Annotated in this window: 18 protein-coding genes; 2 read left to right on the top strand and 16 right to left on the bottom strand. The window is 42.9% G+C overall.

All coding sequences use genetic code 11. From position 1 onward, the window contains the following. Positions 1 to 116 precede the first annotated feature (116 nt). Entirely contained in the window at positions 117 to 2717 is a 2601-nt protein-coding gene (gene adhE, locus M3234_RS12055; protein WP_262304950.1) for a bifunctional acetaldehyde-CoA/alcohol dehydrogenase, read from the top strand. A 55-nt stretch (positions 2718 to 2772) separates the two neighbouring features. Here adhE and M3234_RS12060 read toward each other — a convergent pair whose 3' ends face one another. The 5 genes from M3234_RS12060 to M3234_RS12080 all read right to left on the bottom strand — a co-directional run bounded on the left by M3234_RS12060 (position 2773) and on the right by M3234_RS12080 (position 6120). Continuing rightward, entirely contained in the window at positions 2773 to 3240 is a 468-nt protein-coding gene (locus tag M3234_RS12060; protein ID WP_262304951.1) for a flavin reductase family protein, read from the bottom strand. Between the two features lie 52 nt (positions 3241 to 3292). Next, a complete protein-coding gene (locus M3234_RS12065; protein WP_262304952.1) occupies positions 3293 to 3586 on the bottom strand; it encodes a hypothetical protein in 294 nt (97 codons plus the stop codon). Positions 3587 to 3673: 87 nt separating this feature from the next. After that, positions 3674 to 3949 (bottom strand): hypothetical protein, encoded by a 276-nt coding sequence (locus M3234_RS12070; RefSeq protein ID WP_262304953.1) that lies wholly within the window; start codon positions 3947 to 3949, stop codon positions 3674 to 3676. A gap of 19 nt (positions 3950 to 3968) precedes the next feature. Beyond that, positions 3969 to 5384: a radical SAM protein gene (locus tag M3234_RS12075; RefSeq protein ID WP_262304954.1), complete on the bottom strand. Its 1416-nt coding sequence runs from the start codon at positions 5382 to 5384 to the stop codon at positions 3969 to 3971. Beyond that, a complete protein-coding gene (locus tag M3234_RS12080; protein ID WP_262304955.1) occupies positions 5377 to 6120 on the bottom strand; it encodes a prolipoprotein diacylglyceryl transferase in 744 nt (247 codons plus the stop codon). The genes M3234_RS12075 and M3234_RS12080 overlap by 8 nt, the downstream gene beginning before the upstream one ends. A gap of 201 nt (positions 6121 to 6321) precedes the next feature. Here M3234_RS12080 and M3234_RS12085 point away from each other — a divergent pair, with 201 nt between their 5' ends. Beyond that, on the top strand, positions 6322 to 6876 hold the full coding sequence (locus tag M3234_RS12085; RefSeq protein ID WP_262304956.1) for a GNAT family N-acetyltransferase: 555 nt from the start codon (positions 6322 to 6324) through the stop codon (positions 6874 to 6876). 13 nt (positions 6877 to 6889) lie between these two features. Here M3234_RS12085 and M3234_RS12090 read toward each other — a convergent pair whose 3' ends face one another. From M3234_RS12090 to recA, 11 genes are all read right to left on the bottom strand, one after another. After that, positions 6890 to 7090 carry a hypothetical protein gene (locus M3234_RS12090; RefSeq protein ID WP_262304957.1) on the bottom strand — a complete coding sequence of 67 codons (201 nt, stop codon included), beginning with the start codon at positions 7088 to 7090 and terminating at the stop codon, positions 6890 to 6892. A 53-nt stretch (positions 7091 to 7143) separates the two neighbouring features. After that, on the bottom strand, positions 7144 to 7512 hold the full coding sequence (locus M3234_RS12095) for a VOC family protein (protein WP_262305016.1): 369 nt from the start codon (positions 7510 to 7512) through the stop codon (positions 7144 to 7146). Positions 7513 to 8324: 812 nt separating this feature from the next. Then, positions 8325 to 8870, bottom strand: coding sequence for an outer spore coat protein CotE (locus tag M3234_RS12100; protein ID WP_262304958.1), 546 nt, complete (start codon positions 8868 to 8870; stop codon positions 8325 to 8327). Between the two features lie 202 nt (positions 8871 to 9072). After that, positions 9073 to 9528 carry a YlbF/YmcA family competence regulator gene (locus M3234_RS12105; RefSeq protein WP_262304959.1) on the bottom strand — a complete coding sequence of 152 codons (456 nt, stop codon included), beginning with the start codon at positions 9526 to 9528 and terminating at the stop codon, positions 9073 to 9075. 1 nt (position 9529) lies between these two features. After that, entirely contained in the window at positions 9530 to 11074 is a 1545-nt protein-coding gene (gene miaB / locus M3234_RS12110; protein ID WP_262304960.1) for a tRNA (N6-isopentenyl adenosine(37)-C2)-methylthiotransferase MiaB, read from the bottom strand. A gap of 235 nt (positions 11075 to 11309) precedes the next feature. Next, positions 11310 to 12176, bottom strand: a complete 867-nt coding sequence (locus M3234_RS12115) for a 2-oxoacid:ferredoxin oxidoreductase subunit beta (RefSeq protein WP_262304961.1) — start codon at positions 12174 to 12176, stop codon at positions 11310 to 11312. Further along, positions 12177 to 13913: a 2-oxoacid:acceptor oxidoreductase subunit alpha gene (locus tag M3234_RS12120; protein ID WP_311315648.1), complete on the bottom strand. Its 1737-nt coding sequence runs from the start codon at positions 13911 to 13913 to the stop codon at positions 12177 to 12179. Positions 13914 to 14395: 482 nt separating this feature from the next. Then, complete coding sequence (gene spoVS, locus M3234_RS12125; RefSeq protein WP_038541258.1) at positions 14396 to 14656, bottom strand: stage V sporulation protein SpoVS; 261 nt, start codon at positions 14654 to 14656, stop codon at positions 14396 to 14398. A 288-nt stretch (positions 14657 to 14944) separates the two neighbouring features. Beyond that, on the bottom strand, positions 14945 to 15742 hold the full coding sequence (locus tag M3234_RS12130; protein WP_262304962.1) for a TIGR00282 family metallophosphoesterase: 798 nt from the start codon (positions 15740 to 15742) through the stop codon (positions 14945 to 14947). 83 nt (positions 15743 to 15825) lie between these two features. Next, the gene (rny, locus tag M3234_RS12135; RefSeq protein ID WP_262305017.1) at positions 15826 to 17385 is read right to left on the bottom strand and encodes a ribonuclease Y; all 1560 of its coding nucleotides are present in this window, start codon (positions 17383 to 17385) and stop codon (positions 15826 to 15828) included. Positions 17386 to 17697: 312 nt separating this feature from the next. Then, the gene (recA, locus tag M3234_RS12140; protein ID WP_311315649.1) at positions 17698 to 18741 is read right to left on the bottom strand and encodes a recombinase RecA; all 1044 of its coding nucleotides are present in this window, start codon (positions 18739 to 18741) and stop codon (positions 17698 to 17700) included. Positions 18742 to 18998: the final 257 nt, after the last annotated feature.

Here is an 18998-nt window from a genome sequence, read left to right on the forward strand (position 1 = left end):
CAAATTTCTTCCCTCATGATTGCTATATTTGATGACAGATTGGTAATTGAGCAGGCTTTACTTTATTCAGTTTGTTCAAAAACTAACATACTTCAATTATGGGGAGGAAGTTTTTTATGGCAGTAGATGAGAAGAAAGTACTACAAACGCAAACGAGCATTTCCGTTGAGCGATTAGCCACTCAAGGGGTCCAGGCACTCGAAGAGTTTCGCGGGTTTACACAGGAAATGGTCGATGAAATCGTCACAGCAATGGCGCTGACAGCACTTGAAAACCACGAAAAATTTGCAAGGATGGCCGTTGAGGAAACCAACCGGGGATTATTTGAGGACAAAATCTCAAAGAACATGTTTGCTACTGAGATGATCTATCACAGCATTCGGGACCTAAGAACTGCAGGAATCATTAGTGAAAACGAACATGAAGGAACCTATGAAATGGCCGAGCCAGTTGGTCTAATTGCAGCCTTGGTGCCGGTAACCAATCCTACTTCCACTGTTATATATAAATCTCTTATTTCGTTAAAAACAAGAAACCCAATTATTTTTGGCTTTCATCCCGTCTCGCAAAATTCCGGGAGGTTCGTGGCCGAACTGCTTAGAAATGCTGCAGTAAAAGCCGGAGCTCCGGAAAATTGCATCCAGTGGCTTGAAAGTACCACCCTTGATGGTATCGAGGCATTAATGAAACATCCAAAGGTTTCATTGATACTTGCTACCGGCGGTTCAAGCATGGTTAAGGCGGCCTACTCCTCCGGCAAGCCGGCAATTGGCGTCGGACCTGGAAACGTCCCGTGCTATTTTGAAAGAACAGCGAATATCAGGCGCTCGGTTCAGGACTTACTGCTGTCCAAAACTTACGACAACGGGATGATTTGCGCTTCTGAACAAGCCCTGATTATCGATAAGGAAATATACACGGAAGTTATTACCGAAATGATTGCCAATCATTGTTATTTCTTGAATGAAGAGGAAAAACGCCAGTTGGAAAAAGTGGCAATCCGACAGGAAACCGGGTTGCTCAATCCGATGGTTGTCGGACTGCCTACCTCTAAAATTGCCCAAATGGCTGGAATTGAAGTGCCTGCTGAAACAAAGATTTTGGTCGTAGAATTGGAAGGAGTCGGTCCAAAGCACCCGCTTTCCTGTGAAAAATTAAGCCCGATATTGGCATGCTATAAAGCAAACAGTACGGAAGAAGCCCTCAAACTTGCCAAGGCGACATTGGAGTACGGCGGACTGGGACACACAGCATCCATTCACAGCGCCGATGATAATATCGTTGAACAATTTGCAATGAGGATGAAAGCAGGCCGGATTCTTGTGAATACACCTTCAGCACAAGGGGCAACCGGAAATGTGTACAATGATTTTCTGCCGACCTTAACCCTGGGCTGCGGCACCTATGGAGGCAACTCAGTCTCCACCAATGTCGGTGCCATGCATTTGATTAACATTAAAAAGGTGGCGAAACGGAATGAAAATGCCCAAATCTTAAGGACGCCGCCACAGATCTATTATAAAAAGAATTCCATTCAAGCCTTGGAGGTCATTCCTGATCTATCCAGAGCCTTTATCGTAACCAGTCCAAGCTCGGTGAAGTATGGCTACGTGAAGAAGGTTCTTCATTATTTGAAGAAACGTCCTGATTTTGCGGGATTTGATGTCTTTACAGAGGTTGAGCCGGACCCAAGCATTGAAACCGTCATGAAGGGAGCAGAATTGATGAGGCATGCCCAGCCGAATATCATCATTGCTCTAGGGGGCGGTTCCGTACTGGATGCCGCAAAAGCCATGTGGCTATTTTATGAGCATCCTGAGGTGGATTTCCATGCCTTAAAGCAGAAGTTCCTGAACCCGAGAAAACGAGTAGTTACTTATCCGAAGCTTCGGGAAAAAGCAAAGCTGCTTGCCATCCCAACTACATCTGGTACTGGTTCTGAGGTCACTTCATTTGCTGTCATTACCGATAAGAAGGCGAACATCAAATATCCGCTATCTGATCCGGAATTACTGCCGGATATCGCGATTATCGACCCGCAATTTGCGATGACAGTTCCAAAGCACATCACCGCTGATACTGGGATGGACGTGTTGACCCATGCACTAGAGGCTTTCGTATCGGTTGTCGCCAATGATTTTACAGATGGCCAGATTATTAAGGCAATCCAGCTTGTTTTCGAATATTTGCCTAGAGCTTACCGGGATGGGAATGATGCGGTTGCCCGTGAAAAAATGCATTATGCCTCCACCCTTGCCGGACTTGCGTTCAACAATGCCTATTTGGGAATAAACCATAGCCTAGCCCATTCGCTAGGAGCGGAGTTTAACATTGCCCACGGCCGGGCCAATGCCATCTTCCTGCCGCATGTGATTCGGTTTAATGCTATCAAACCGACAAAATTCACTCCGTTTGCGGGCTATGAGGCTTTTGTAGCAGATAAACGCTATGCCGAATTGGCCAGGATGCTAGGTCTGCAGGCCCGGACCACGGTGGAAGGAATCGAGAGCCTGATTGAAGCGATTGTGGGATTGGCAAAAGAGCTTGATATGCCGATGAGTGTCGCTGAGTGCGGGGTCGATAAAGCAGAATATGAAAGTAAAATTAGTCTGCTCGCCCTAAATGCCTTTAACGATCCGGATACAAATGTGAATCCTAAACGGCCGCTTACACGGGAGTTAGTCGAAATCCTTCGCCTAGCCTATAAAGGGGTTTAATGATAATTATAAAAAACGCCAGCTTTCTCTATGAAAGCTGGCGTTTGTGCGTATATTATTCTGCTAATGAACGATATTTCCCGCTAAAATAAATGAGTGGTTCTTGATTTGTTTCATCTAGTTTTATTTCCTTGACCCTTCCGATAAACAAAGTGTGATCTCCCTCAACATGCTCTGCTGATACTTCACAAACCACTTGGGCCAATGCACCCGGCAATACAGGGATCCCGCCGAGTCGATCAAACACTACTTCTCGGGAATCTTTTATCTGTTTTGCAAAAATCATCGATTCTTCCTGTTGTTCTGCAGAAAGAATATTGATAGAAAACGACTGGCTCTGCTTTATTTTTTCAAGCATTTGCGCTTTTTCAGCGATGGAAACCACCACAAGTTTCGGATTAAGCGATACGGACATAAAGGCATTTGCCGTCATCCCATGTACCTTTCCGTCAACTTCTGTTGCCACCACTGTTACCCCTGTTGCAAACTTACCCATTGCGTCTCTAAAAAGTCGATCGTCCAATTGGTCTCCCTCCCATAACTAACATTCATATATGACTATAACACTTGGCGGCCTAACAAAACAAATAACTTACCCGCCAAGCATGACAAATAAAAGGCCAAAGCAGGCGCCAATTAATAAAATAAAAATCCCTAGGCCAATTAACAGCCCCTGAGCCATCAAGCTTCATTCCTTTCCTGAAGCAGATCACAATTGCGGCAATATGCGCGATAAATGTGACCAACAGAGCAAATGGTCCAAGAACAAAACCTAAAACGGATGAGCCAAACAAATAGGCCCCGATGGAAATAGCAATTCCCAGCCAAAGGTCTCTTAAAGACCCGTCATTACTGTTTTTATGATTCACTTCCAATCCCCATTTCAAATTATCCAATCTAAAATACTTGTCCACTTTAATTCGAAACAAAAAACCCAAATGGTCTCTGCTTTACCCTCATAGGCCAGAAATAATAATGCCAAAGCAGGCGGTGAACAACAGAATATTGAGGCCAAGGCCGATTAAAGCCCCCTGTCCTAGGCGCTTTTTCCCCTTGGTAAAACTAACAATCGGAAGAATAATTAGAGCCACAACCGCGATACACAAATAGGCAAAAAACGCCTCGGAAAAGACGAACAAAACCAGCAGGCCCAGAACGTAAATACTCAATGTGATTCCTATCCCAAGCCAAAGGTCTTTTAAATTTGCCTTATTCCCCTGATTTTGAACCATGCCTCCATCTCCTTATTTGCTACTTCATCACCGTTCTTACTTCCAGCTCCTGCTGTATTTTCTTCAGCTCCTGTTCTTTATCATCACGGTAAAATAAATTGTACGTATCAAACGGAATGATCCGTCCGTCGAGGTGAGCAATATGGACACAGGACTTCTTAACCGAGCGGACATCAAAATTATGTGCATCCAAAAACTGCATAATGATCACTCGGAACACGTTATCGTAACCGATTTCTCCCGGCATAGCCACCTTAGGCAGACAGCATAACAAATCCTTCAAAGACAAAGCGGATGAGTCCGGTGAATGATTTAAGGAGAACAATTTAAAAATCATATTTTTAATATTGTCGTCTTGCTCAAAAACAATGGTATTTCTCTCGCCTTCCAACAAAATATTGGGATCGATCAATCCAGTCAACGGGGTGACCTCCCCGTTTACCTTCAATGCATAACCCATCGCCAAACAATCCGGATGGCACGGAACCGGGATGATATCCTTTGACCCGAACACGTTGGATTGGTCGATAATCATTTGCCTTACTTCACTGAGTGTCAAACGATTTACCGCTGGGTCGTATTCTTCCAGTCTGCCTGCAGCCTGAATTGGCTGGAAAGTGACACCGCGGACGCATTTTTGCTGCAAGCCATACTGAATGATTCTTCCGACTTCCTGGTCATTTAAGCCTTTTTTCAACGTGACGACAAGAGTAGTAGAAATATTGAACTCATTCAGATGTTCGATTGCTTTTTGGCGGATATCACGCAAGTCGACTCCTCTTAATTCCTCCAGGGCTTCTTTTTCAAAGCTGTCAAATTGAAGATAGATTTCAAAGCCAGGCGAATAGCTGGCAAGCCGTCTTACAAACTCTTTATCGTTAGCAATTCTCAGCCCATTTGTATTCACCATTATATGCCGAATCGGCCGTGATTTTGCCAGATCCAATATGTCAAAAAACTGCGGGTGAATCGTTGGTTCCCCGCCGCTGATTTGGACAATATCTGCCTGTCGCTCATTTTTTATAATGCTATCAAGCATAAACTCGATGCTCTCTAGGCTGCGGAAGGTTCCTTTTTGCGGTGATGAATCTGCATAACAAATCGGACATTTTAAATTGCATCTTTCGGTAATCTCCAAAAGGGTCAAACAGCTATGCTGTTCATGGTCCGGGCAAAGCCCGCAATCGTAAGGGCAGCCATATTTTATCGGCGTATTCCAGCGGTAAGGCATTTCCGAAGGTTTGATAAATTCCCGGCACCACTTGTAATAGGCGACATCCGTGGAAATCAATACCTTTTCGCGTCCATGCTGCAAACAATTTTTTACTAGATAAACCCGTTCATTTTCGATGATGACTTTTGCTTCGACTTTCCGTAAACATGTTGAGCAGATGCTGTTGGTCAATTCATAAAACAAGTAAGGACGGTTAGGCATGAAGTTCTCTCCTCTTTTCGATTTGTTTTTTATTGATAAGCCAAATGTAATACAGGATGCCTAGTAAACTTGCTAGTTGAATATTGTTGAAAATCCAATAAGGGTGTGGTGTCGGTTTAATAAAATCAATCAAGAAACGGAACAGGAGATAGCTTAGCATGAACAACTGGAACAGAAGCCCTTCCCAACCGGCATTTTTCCGTTTTATTTGAAGCAATGTGAAGGCCAACAGTGCCAAAAAAGCAATTTCATATACTTGCGTGGGGTGGCGTTTAATCCCATCACCAAAATCGACTCCGGTCATCCAGGTGGTTGCGGTGCCGTATGTATGATCATCCAAACCGGTCAAAAAGCATCCAATTCGGCCAATCATCATTCCGACCGCTAAGGGAAGCACAAAATCATCACCGGTGGAGCGCGTCAAGCTAATGCATTTCTTTGCTGTTTCAACGCCAATTAATCCCCCCAATAAACCGCCGACAATCGTTTTACCCTCGATTAAAAAAATGAGATTATTCCAGTTTTCCATGGTGGCCTTTGGATTTTCAAACCAATAGAGAAATTTTGAGCCTAATGCCGCCCCCAAAATCGCACCGACAATGACCCAAAGAGCTTGATCCATTGGAATCCTCTCTTTATTTCTAGTAAATAAATAGACCCGAAAGCCAATAAAATAGGCGAGTGATTCAAATATCAAATGGGGATGGATACCAAATATATAAACCGGGAAATTCACCAGTTCACCTCTTTTCTACTATTAAAACCTATGTTTCTTTTTTATCTTATCAGACAACAGGAAAAAATTATCACCTTTTTAAAAATTTTCTAAATAGTACTTAACCGCCATAACAAGGTGAATTTCTTCTTTATTTTTCGGGAAACAACTTATACACTTAATAAAGAGTGTAGATCTCTAAATGAAAGAGAGGGTAAAATCGTGTCATTTCCTGTCTTAGAAACAAAAAGACTAAAGTTGATAGAAATCACTCAGCACCATGTGGACAGTCTTTTTGAAATTTTCTCTTTGGAAGAAGTAACAAGGTTTTACGGTTCCGAACGCTTTACCTTGCCGGCAGAAGCGGTAAAATTAATTGATATGTTCCAAAAAAACTACCAGGATAAACGCGGTATCCGCTGGGGAATTAAATTGAAGGAAAATCAAAAAATAATCGGAACCCTTGGTCTAAACGGATTGCAATTAAAAAACAAACGAGCGGAAATAGGTTACGAGTTGCACCCCAGCTATTGGAGATATGGTTATGTCTCCGAGGCACTGCAGGAGGTCTTAAGCTTTAGCTTTGAGAAATTGGATTTGTATCGGATCGGGGCTGTCGTATTTCCGGAAAACGAACCATCTTTAAAGCTTCTTGAAAAATTCGGCTTTGCCAAAGAGGGCCTGCTGAGAGGCTACATCCAACAAGATGGAGAAGTCCATGACACCTATACATTATCCTTGTTAAAACCGGAATGGGAAGAAAGCCAGCTTGACTAAGGCTGGCTGTCTTTTACTCTTCAAAATACTCCTTAAACTCCTTCGGATCTTTTACGTCTTCACCATCATAATAGGGGTTATTATCTGTAACATTTTTCGGATCAAGATTGGTTTTAATCACCAGCATCGGCCCTGATGGACTGTCGGCAATGATTCGATCGTTTAGCTTATCGAAATCCGGCATCTCCTTATTTCTCGGCTGTCTTGGTTTCATTTGAACACACCTCCTCAGAGATAGGATGCTGATTTTGCCCAAAAACATGCACCTTATATCCCTGCGGTGTTCATTAAGACAATTCTCCATCCATCTGGATCCTCAATCGTCACTCCGCCTCGTCCCCAATAGGGATTTTCCGGTTCTACCTCACGATAGCCCATTACCGCCAGTTTATGTACCATCTTTTGGAGCTCGAACAAATTGGGGATATATAAAACCAGCAAGTGCTCTTTTGTTGGACAAGGCAGTTCCATCGGTTCTTCACATTGAGTGAACTCGAGATGATAGCTGTGGCCAGGTGCGCCAAACAACACCCCATCATAGCCGTCATGACCGTGAAACTCGCCTATCTTCTCCAGCCCTAGACCATTCTCGTAAAAATCAATGATTTTCTCAATTTGATTGGTGGGCCGGGCCATACGAAATTGGACTGCCGGTACCTGCCCGCTCCATTCCTTACGAACGACAATTTCGTATGGCAGTTCCTGATGAATAAATTTCCCCTCATGACGGCCCGATACAACTGCCCTGATTGGATGAATAGTTGCTCCGCGGTCCGTCGGATACCAGTTCCGTCCCTCCTTTACAAGGACAAAAACCCCTTCTTGATTTCCGTAAAATGCAAATCTGTCATTTTCACTTTTTTGTTCGTCTTCAACGAAAGCCGAAAGATTATTTTGCATTTCACTGATATCCTTTACCGGCAGCCCGATTTCGCCAATATCATACCATCCTGAATCCGGGGCCACGTCTCCCCAATGAAACGGACGTTCCAGTAGTTCGAGAATATTTCCGTCAGGGTCCGTGAAGTAGGCCTGCTTTCCGTGCCAAAACATGCTGAATTGACCGTTCTCATCTGGCAGTAAGAGGTTTTTATCGGATAGTCTTTGAAACATATAATCAAAGAACTCAGAACCAGTTCGAAAACACAGATGATAATATGGCATTTTCGCATCGCATTCAAACACTAATTTTGAAGTACCTGCCATTACACTGAAATATGTTTCCGATTCGCTTATGATGGGCATATTTAAAGTTTCACAATAGAACTTTTTCATGGATAAAATATCAAAACATTTTACATTTACCTGATATATTTTCATGTTCTCTTCCCCCTTTGCTTTTATTATAGCCAGGGCGAACCGTTGTTTTGTCGGTCTTTAGGCTGATGTTATCCCCATCTTTTTTATGAAAAAAGAAAAACTAGGAAGCAAAAACCTCCTAGTTGGAATTATTCTTCTTCGCCGCCGACCAAGAAATCCGGATTTAGTTCCTCGAATTCCTCATCATCGACGTCCATGCTCCATTCGTCGTCATCGTCTTTGCATCCTTCAGGATTGACACGGACGCAAACCTTCGTTTCACCGATTACCTCGACCAGGAATTCCCTTTCCACATGGACAATGATTTTGTTGCCATTAGGGGAAATTACTGCTTCACACGTATTTGGCTGTTGCAAAACTTTTGCTACGATTTCCTGATCATCCATGCTATCATTGTCACGGTATTTTAACTTAATGACATCGGTATATTGAACCCGTTCTGTAACAACTTCAGTTCTGGTGTTATCATTAAAGGAGTACCAAGCATTGATGTCATAAGAGCCGTGTATCTCAACTGTTTTACCAACTTTTTTTGCGTTGTATTTATGGTTGATAACCCAACAGCCGAGAACGCTTGATGGATTATGTGCCGGGCTAATCGTATGATTGGACTGGGTAAATTTACGTCCTTTCGCTACTACGGCCTTCGCAAATATCTCTCTGTATTCTCCCATTTCGCGCGAACCCTCCTCATTTCTGTTTCATTTCATCCTATGCGAATGTCTAGACTAGTGTGATATATAATCTTTGAATACTGGAAAATCTTTAACTCATGCTTTATCTTATGCGGGATTACTAGGTGTGTGCCATGGGAGGACATTTTTCGAAAGAGGACCAAAGAAAAAAGCCAGGCCCAAAATAGGCCTGACTTACATATTAATGATCGTGATCGCAATCATCATGTCCAGCGCATTCACCGCCGCCGTTTTTCATACTGGAGCCTGTTTCCCCACGAAGGACATCTCCACCGGTTGAAATGATAATTTCATCGGTGACTGTATTAGAAATCGTTGATGCGATCAATTGCAGCAAGTCATTTACATCCACTTGCGATTGTTTAAATTCCTGAACAACCGGAATTTCATCCAACTCCTGTTCAAGCTGAGCCATCTTGTCTTCAACTTTCTTTAACGCTTCAGGTTTGCCGTAATGTTGCAAATTCACTGCCTGCTTTTGCAATCCTTTAATATCGGAAATCAGTGTAGTTACCTTTTGGTTGTCATGAATGGCCGCTTCTGCTCGCTTGAAGAAGTCCACTTCCTCTGTTTCTGCAATCATTCGTGCCAATTCCGCTGCTCGAGCGACGATATCGTCTTTCGTATATTTCGCCACTTTAGTTCACCTCTGCTGGTTCTAATTCTTCCACCATTTCTCCGTTTAATGACCATGTTTTTGCTTCTATAATTTTTACTTTCACAATTTTTCCAATCGCTGATTTAGGACCGATAAAGTTCACCAGCTTGTTCTTGGTTGTGTAACCTGCAAGGACATCAGGGTTGTTTTTGCTTTCCCCATCCACAAGAACCTCAACAATTTGACCTTTGTATTTTTTCATTGCTTCAGCCGAAAGTTCGTTTACAAGGTTGTTTAGGCGCTGCAAACGCTCCTTCTTCACTTCCATCGGAACGTTATCCTCCATTTTTGCCGCAGGAGTACCCTCACGTGGAGAATAAATGAACGTATACGCTATTTCAAAACCAACTTCACGATAAAGCGACATCGTTTCTTCGAATTGTTCGTCCGTTTCATTTGGATAGCCAACGATAATATCCGTTGATAGTGCCACATCCGGAATCGCTGCTTTGATTTTTCTAACAAGCTCTAAATATTGTTCTCTTGTATACTTACGAGCCATAATCTTCAATACATCAGTAGACCCTGATTGTACCGGAAGATGGATATGATTCATCAAGTTGCCGCCTTTTGCCAGCACTTCAATCAAACGGTCATCAAAGTCACGCGGATGGCTAGTTGTAAACCGGATTCTTGGAATATCGATTTTACGCAATTCATCCATCAAGTCGCCAAGGCCATAGTTCATTCCCTCAAGGTCTTTACCATAAGCATTAACGTTTTGGCCAAGCAGGGTAATTTCTTGGTAGCCCTGGGCCGCTAATTGTCGCACTTCCTGGATGATTTCCTCGGGAAGGCGGCTTCGTTCCTTACCGCGGGTGAATGGGACAATACAATACGTACAGAATTTATCACAGCCGTACATAATGTTGACCCATGCTTTAATATTGCCGCGGCGTTCCTTCGGAAGATTTTCGATGACGTCGCCTTCCTTGGACCATACCTCAACGACCATTTCCTTGGACATATAAGCTTCATGCAAGATGTTTGGCAAGCGGTGAATATTATGAGTTCCAAAAATCATATCCACATGCTGATACGTTTTTAAAATCTTGTTTACGACTGATTCCTCTTGGGACATACAGCCGCAAACCCCGAGCAATAAATCAGGCTTTTCCATTTTTAACGCTTTTAGATGGCCAAGTTCCCCGAATACTTTATTTTCCGCGTTTTCGCGAATCGCACATGTATTAAGAAGTATGACATTGGCATCCTCGGTACGGTCTGTAGGCTCATAGCCCAAAGCCAAAAAGATGCCGGCCATTACTTCTGTATCATGTTCGTTCATTTGGCAGCCATAAGTGCGGATATAAAACTTTCGGCCTTTGCCCATTCCGCGAAATTCTTCCGGAATCGCAAAATCATTGTGATACTTTACTTCTTCTTTACCACGCTTTTTAGCATCTTTTAAGGATGGCGCCGTAATGACTTGCTCAAAGTATTTGCTGTAATCCTTACTAGATTTTTTGTCCGAAGAATTAGCAGCAGCTACTTGCTGGCCTTCTAATCGTTGCTTTTCATTCATGTGCAATAACCCCTTTCTCAGGATCTTGTTTCTATCAGATTAATTTTTTCGTTTTTTTGCCTGTACAGCTGTTTTTCTTAATCTGCACATTATTATAGTATAAAGGTTTGCGAGACTGAAAACAATAGAAAATCCAGGCTGCATTTGACATCAGCAAAAAATCCCGAGGCAAGATCGCCTCGGGATTTTTATTACGTTGTCTAGCTTCAGCGCCTAGGCGCTTCCGCTTTTCGGATTACATAAATTCCGCTACTAATTTATCAAAATAATTCTGATCAAGACCGAGGTCCGCTTGTGTTAACGGAGCTTCAGCGTAACCATGAACAAGTTCCTGATAGGATTTTCGCTCAGTGTTTTGGTAAATAAGGCCGGTCACTAAACCATTATGCTTCATTAACGTTTGCATGGCCTCTTCACGATTATGTGGGTCATAGCCTTCCACATCGCTCAATTTGGTCAAGTTTTCTTTGAACCAGTCATACGTGTTGACTTTATTATAGGTTACACAAGGGCTGAATACGTTAATGAGCGAGAAGCCTTTGTGATTGATCCCTGCTTCGATTAATGCAGTCAAGTCTTTTAAGTCAGTTGAGAAGCTCTGGGCAACAAATGTCGCTCCAGCTGTCAATGCCAACTCCATTGGTGAAATGGCCTGCTCAATCGAACCTTCAGGTGTCGATTTTGTTTTAAAACCTGCAGCAGAACGCGGGGAAGTTTGCCCCTTAGTTAAGCCGTAGATTTGGTTATCCATAACAATATAAGTAATATCAATGTTACGACGGATCGCGTGAACCGTATGACCCATACCAATGGCGAACCCGTCACCGTCACCGCCGGAAGCGATAACCGTTAAATCACGATTTGCCATTTTAACGCCTTGTGCGATTGGAAGTGAACGGCCATGAATTCCATGGAAACCATATGAATTTATATAACCGGAAATCCGGCCTGAACAGCCGATACCGGAAATAACTGCAAGATTTTCAGGCTCTAAGCCAACATTGGCGGCAGCACGTTGAATTGCCGCTTGTACAGAGAAGTCACCACAGCCAGGGCACCAGTTCGGTTTCACATCGTTTCGAAAGTCTTTAAAAGTGGCCATTTAGAACAACTCCTTAGCTTTTGAATATACTTCATGAGGCAAGAATGGATTTCCGTCATATTTTACATGTTTTACAATCTTATTGGCATGTCCAACATTCATTTTTAAGATATTGGCCAATTGACCTGTTGCGTTGTTTTCCACTACTACAACTTTTTTCGCTGATTGAACCAATGGAAGAACCTCGTCAGTTGGGAATGGGTGAATCAACCGGATATGGGCATGATTTACTTTCAGCCCGTCCTTTTCAAGACGTCCCATTGCTTCTTCAATTACTCCGCGAGTCGAGTTGAAACCAACGAATAAGATGTCGGCATCTTCATGCTTGGCATTCTTATAAACCGGCATATTGAAACGGATGTTTTCGACTTTTCTCATTCGCTTATCCATTTGCGCTTTACGGTTTTCAGCAGATTCAGATGGCTTACCAGTTTCAGCGTGTTCAACGCCTGTCACGTGGTGAATGCCGTTTTTCATTCCAGGAATAACACGCGGTGAAACGCCATCTTCGGTCACTTCATAACGCTTGAAATAGCCTTTGGCTTCAATTTCAGGAAGATCTCCTGTTAACAATTTACCACGTCTAATTTCTACCTTACTAACGTCTAAAGGTTCAACCGTTTGTTTACCTAAAGATAATTGCAGGTCAGATAAAACAATAACCGGAACTTGGTATTCTTCCGCAAGGTTGAATGCCTCAGCAGTATCATAAAATGCTTCTTCTACAGTACTTGGAGCTAACACGATTTTTGGAATTTCACCGTGTGTTCCGTAAATCATCGCCATTAAGTCGGATTGCTCTTGCTTCGTTGGCAGACCAGTTGAAGGGCCGCCACGCTGGGTGTCAACAATCACAAGTGGGGTTTCGGTCATACCGGAAAGGCCGATTGCTTCCATTTTTAAAGAAAGTCCAGGTCCTGCAGATGCAGTAATAGTACGAACACCAGCATAGTTGGCACCGATTGCCATTGTCGCTGCCGCGATTTCGTCCTCAGTTTGAATGACAGTGCCGCCAAGTGCCGGAAGTTTCTTAATTAAGTATTCCATAATTTCTGATGCCGGAGTGATTGGATAAGCAGCCATAAATCGGCAACCGCCAGCAATCGCACCTAATGCGATGGCATCGTTTCCAATCATGAACATCCGCTTTTTGCCGTCCGCTTTTTCAAGTTGCATTGTTTGAACGCCTGCACCAAGATTAGCTTTCAGATTATCAAAACCTGCTTTGATTGCATCCATATTCTTCGCAACAACTTGATCGCCTTTTCTGCCAAAAATTTCTCTGACGACTTCTTCAAACACTTGAATATCCAAATCTAATACCGCAGCTGTAGCACCAATAGCAACCATGTTTTTCATGAGTGATGTGCCAAGCTCTGTCGCAATTTCTGTGAATGGAACCGCATACAAGCTTGCTTCAGTATCCTCAGGTTTTTTTGGATTGAATTTGGCATCAGCCAGGATGATCCCTTTGCTATGAAGCTCTTTGTAGTTTACGTCAATCGTTTCCTGGTCAAAAGCGACAAGAATATCCAGGTCATCTGAAATAGTACGAACCTCTGTTGTACTAACTCTGATCTTATTGTTAGTATGGCCGCCTTTAATACGTGATGAAAAGTGACGATAGCCATACAGGTAATATCCTAGGCGATTCAATGCAATTGCAAAGATTTCCCCAGTACTTTCTATGCCTTCCCCTTGTTGTCCGCCAACTTTCCACGAAAGTTGCTTGATCATGTCTTACACCCCTTTGGATATGTAAAAGATATTAATTGAATCCATGTATTAGTGTAGCACTTTTCCAAGTAAATCACTAGAAATTAGCCCTATTTTTTACGCTTTAAAGAGATAAAACTAGAGTCATGGATACGTACTAAACGCTTACAATTCTAGACCTATGTGCAAAAAATTGCAACCCTTTGGCTCGAAATATTGTCTAAAATATGAATATTTTTTTATAATTTTAAATTAATTCGTTTTTACCCCTTATAACATCCGGCAAAACCCGTTATTTTAATATTTTTACCAAATAAACCTATTTTCAGACCTTCAAAGATTCATATAAAAAAAGCTTTCTATCATATAGCAGAATAATATCTTTCAAATGAATGATGGGCGGGGCAGCTTTTTGTCGACACAAAAATACCTGCTTGTATAATACAACCAGGCATAAAGATTGGGATGTTTCTTTATCCACGGTTCAAAAATGGAATGCTCTGTTACCGTGGTTCCACAATTAATTTGATAGCTGTGCGTTCTTCCCCGTCAATCAAAATATCGGTAAACGCAGGGACACAAATCAAATCAACTCCGCTAGGCGCCACAAATCCTCGTGCAATTGCTACTGCCTTGACGGCTTGATTTAATGCACCCGCTCCAATTGCCTGTATTTCCGCTGCACCTCTTTCACGCAGAACTCCGGCAAGTGCACCAGCTACAGAATTAGGATTAGATTTTGCTGAAACTTTTAATATTTCCATTCCTAGCTCCCCCTTGTAAAATCCCGATTCCGCATGAGCAGTTTCATGAACAAATCAGGTATATAACATTCCACTGCTACTATATTCACTTTACAGATGACATATTCCAGCTTGGACGAAAAAGAAAAGAGAAAGCGCCTTGAACAGGGGCGACAGGCATAAGACGAGCCGGCGAGAAGGTCGCATTTTGACCTTCTTGACGGATTGGCTTATGACCCCGAGCCCCTAGGCGCTGAAGCTGGACAATTCTCAAAGTATAAAAAAGAGCAAAGTTTTTGCCTTTGCTCTTTAAGAATAAAACGGATGATCATCGTTTATTAAAATAGGGGTGATTTTCTTCGCTAAACCCGTTTTTGGGTCCAATTCAATATAAACAGCACTTAATTGGGCTCTGCCCTCCTTTGGCACTTCAAATCGAACCGGGAGGCTTGTCAGGAACCGTTTCAGCACTGCCTCCTTTTCCATGCCAAGAATGCCATCATAGGGACCGGTCATCCCAACGTCTGTTAAATAGGCCGTTCCGCCTGGAAGAATCCGCTGATCCGCCGTTTGTACATGTGTGTGTGTCCCGACTACTGCCGACACCCTTCCGTCCACATACCAGCCCAAAGCCTGCTTTTCACTGGTAACCTCCGCATGAAAATCGACAAAGATAAATGGGGTTTTTTTTCGGGCAGTTGCAATTAATTCATCCGCTTTTTGAAACGGACAATCAATCGGATTCATGAACGTCCGGCCTTGTAGGTTAATAATCGCCACTTCAAAGTTATTTATTTTTATAAAAATAAGCCCTTGTCCTGGAGTGCCCTCCGGGAAATTGGCCGGGCGCACCAAATATTTTGCTTTATCAATAAACTCAAAGATTTCCCGGTTATCCCAAGCATGGTTTCCAAGCGTGACGGCCTGTGCGCCCTGTTCTAAAAATTGCCGATAGATCTTTTCGGTAATGCCTCTTCCACTTGCTGCATTCTCACCATTAATGATGGTAAGGTGCGGCCGAAATTTCTCCTTTAATTTTGGCAAAAATTCCTTTACCATATCTCTGCCAGGCGAACCGACAACGTCGCCAATAAAAAGTAAGTTCATATCCTTGCCCTTTCCCTGTTTGATAGCTTAAAGTTTACCACATTTCGTTTCCTTACAAAATAAAGCGGCGCATGCGCACCGCTTTATTTTGCGTATTCAACAGCCCGTGTTTCACGGATAACTGTTACTTTAATATGTCCCGGATAATCTAGCTCTTCCTCGATGCGCTTGCGGATGTCGCGAGCCAATCGGTGGGCGGCAAGATCATCAATGGCATCCGGTCTTACAATGATCCGAACTTCACGTCCAGCCTGAATCGCAAATGATTTCTCCACACCCTCATAGGATTCCGAAATCTCTTCCAGCTTTTCTAGGCGGCGAATGTAGTTTTCAAGTGTTTCGCTGCGGGCTCCCGGTCTTGCAGCAGAGAGTGCGTCAGCAGCAGCGACTAGAACGGCAATGGTTGATGTTGGTGCTGTATCGCCATGGTGTGAAGCAATACTGTTGATGACGACAGGATGTTCCTTGTACTTGGTAGCAAGTTCGACCCCAATCTCAACGTGGCTTCCTTCGACTTCATGGTCAATCGCTTTTCCAATATCGTGCAGAAGTCCGGCGCGTCTTGCCAGCGTTTCATCCTGACCAAGCTCAGCAGCAAGCAATCCAGATAGCTGAGCTACCTCCATGGAGTGTTTCAGCACGTTTTGTCCGTAGCTTGTACGGAACTTTAAGCGGCCAAGAATTTTGATCAAATCCGGATGGAGCCCATGCACCCCAACTTCAAATGTAGTCTGCTCCCCAACTTCACGGATGTATTCATCCACTTCGCGGCGGGATTTCTCGACCATTTCCTCAATCCGGGCAGGATGGATTCGTCCATCTTGAACAAGCTTTTCAAGGGCCAAGCGCGCTGTTTCTCGACGGATAGGGTCAAAACCAGATAGAATAACAGCTTCAGGAGTATCGTCAATAATTAAATCGATACCCGTCAACGTTTCAAGGGTACGAATATTACGTCCTTCACGACCGATAATCCGTCCCTTCATCTCATCGTTTGGAAGGTTTACCACTGAAACAGTTGTTTCGGCGACGTGGTCCGCTGCGCAACGCTGGATGGCGAGCGAAAGAATTTCCTTCGCTTTCTTGTCAGCTTCTTCTTTTGCACGATTTTCGCTTTCCTTAATCATTATCGCGGTATCATGAGCAAGTTCTTGCTCTGTCCGATCGAGAATGATTGTTTTTGCTTCCTCGCGGGTTAAGCCCGAAATTCGTTCAAGTTCTGTTTGTTGTGTACGTACCAACTCGTCCACTTTGCTTTCCATCTCTTCAATATGCTGTTGTCTTTGGTTTAGAGAATCATCCTTCTTTTCTAAAAGAATTTCTCGCTTGTTTAACGATTCATCCTTTCGGTCTAAATTCTCTTCTCTTTGCAGTAAACGGTTTTCTTGTTTTTGCAGTTCATTTCTTCGTTCGCGAACCTCACGCTCCGCTTCAGTTCGAAGCTTGTGAATTTCATCCTTTGCCTCTAACAGGGCTTCCTTTTTTAGTGATTCAGCATCACGTTTACCATCTTCAAGAATCTGTTCAGCGGCATTTTTAGCTCCTGCTATTTTTGCTTCAGCAATGGATTTACGAATAAAATAGCCAACAACGGCACCGACGATAAGGCCAAGCAAAATGGAGATGATTGTAATTGGTTCCATCATTACACCTCCTCTTGCTATGAACTTTTGTTACATTTTTTAAGTGTCGGCATGTACATTGTTTAGACTCAACATACAGCAAGCACCAAGGCTTTTCATCATGTAATATTTTCAAAAATGTAAAATATACATGTTAATTGTAAAGCTGGGACTTGTCATTGTCAAGGTTTTGTCAGAATTGCTTCTATAAATATTTCCAACTTATCAGGTTTGAGAGCGGTTTCAATGTGTATATTTGTTGGTTTTATTGCATAAAAATACATTTACATAAAAAAATGAGCAAAACCCGAACACGGGCCTTGCTCAAGAACATTAATTATCCAGCAATTCAAATTGCTCATCGTCATCGGTTTCGGTGACGACTTTTTCGCCATCTAAACCGTAATGCTCGCGGATTTTGGTTTGAATCTCCTGGCGAAGATCAGGGTTTTCCTTTAGGAACAGTTTGGCGTTTTCACGGCCCTGTCCGATTCGTTGATCGTTGTAGGAATACCATGAACCGCTTTTTTGGATAATATCCAATTCTGAACCGATATCGACAATTTCGCCTTCTTTGGATATACCTTCTCCATACATAATATCCACTTCAGCCGTACGGAATGGAGGCGCCACCTTATTCTTGACAACTTTAATTTTTGTCTTGTTACCGACCATTTCAGTGCCTTGCTTTAACTGCTCGGAACGGCGGACTTCAAGACGGATGGTCGAATAAAACTTCAGCGCACGTCCACCAGGTGTTGTCTCGGGGTTTCCAAACATAATTCCGATCTTCTCTCGGATCTGGTTTATAAAGACGGCAATTGTTTTAGATTTGTTGATTGAACCTGATAGTTTACGAAGGGCTTGGGACATCAAGCGGGCCTGTAAGCCTACGTGAGAGTCTCCCATTTCACCTTCAATTTCGGCTTTTGGTACTAGAGCTGCTACAGAGTCGACAACGATAATATCGATTGCGCCGCTTCGCACAAGCGCTTCAGCGATTTCAAGGGCTTGTTCACCTGTATCTGGCTGGGATAATAATAATTCATCAATGTTAACGCCTAGTTTTTGTGCATAAGTTGGGTCCAATGCATGCTCAGCGTCGATAAACGCTGCTTGTCCGCCTTTTGCTTGAACTTCCGCAATAGCATGCAGAGCGACGGTGGTTTTACCAGAGCTTTCTGGTCCATATATCTCGATGATCCGTCCCCTTGGGTATCCTCCAACACCAAGTGCTGCATCCAGTGCCAGGGACCCGCTCGGAACTGTTGAAATCTTCGTTTCCGATTGTTCTCCCATTCTCATGATGGAACCTTTACCGAATTGTTTTTCTATTTGTTTTAGCGCCATTTCTAAGGCGGCCTTTCGGTCACTCACAAATAGTTCCTCCTTTTATAATTAAATTAAAATTATTGCTGGAATCTATGAAATTGAAACCTATTAATACTATAACCTCTTTCGGATGATTTGTCGAGCAAAAACACGAACATCTATTCGACCTTTTTCTAGGCAATTATTTATGGTATAAGAAACAAATTTACCCAAGAAAAGGAGTTTTTCTGAAGGGTATTTGATAGAAAAAGTCTTATTTGCTTATTTTCAGATAATTTCAAGAAATTTAACTGAAACATTTG

It is taken from the genome of Neobacillus niacini, assembly GCF_023715785.1.
Classification (GTDB): Bacteria; Bacillota; Bacilli; order Bacillales; family Cytobacillaceae; genus Neobacillus; species Neobacillus niacini_E.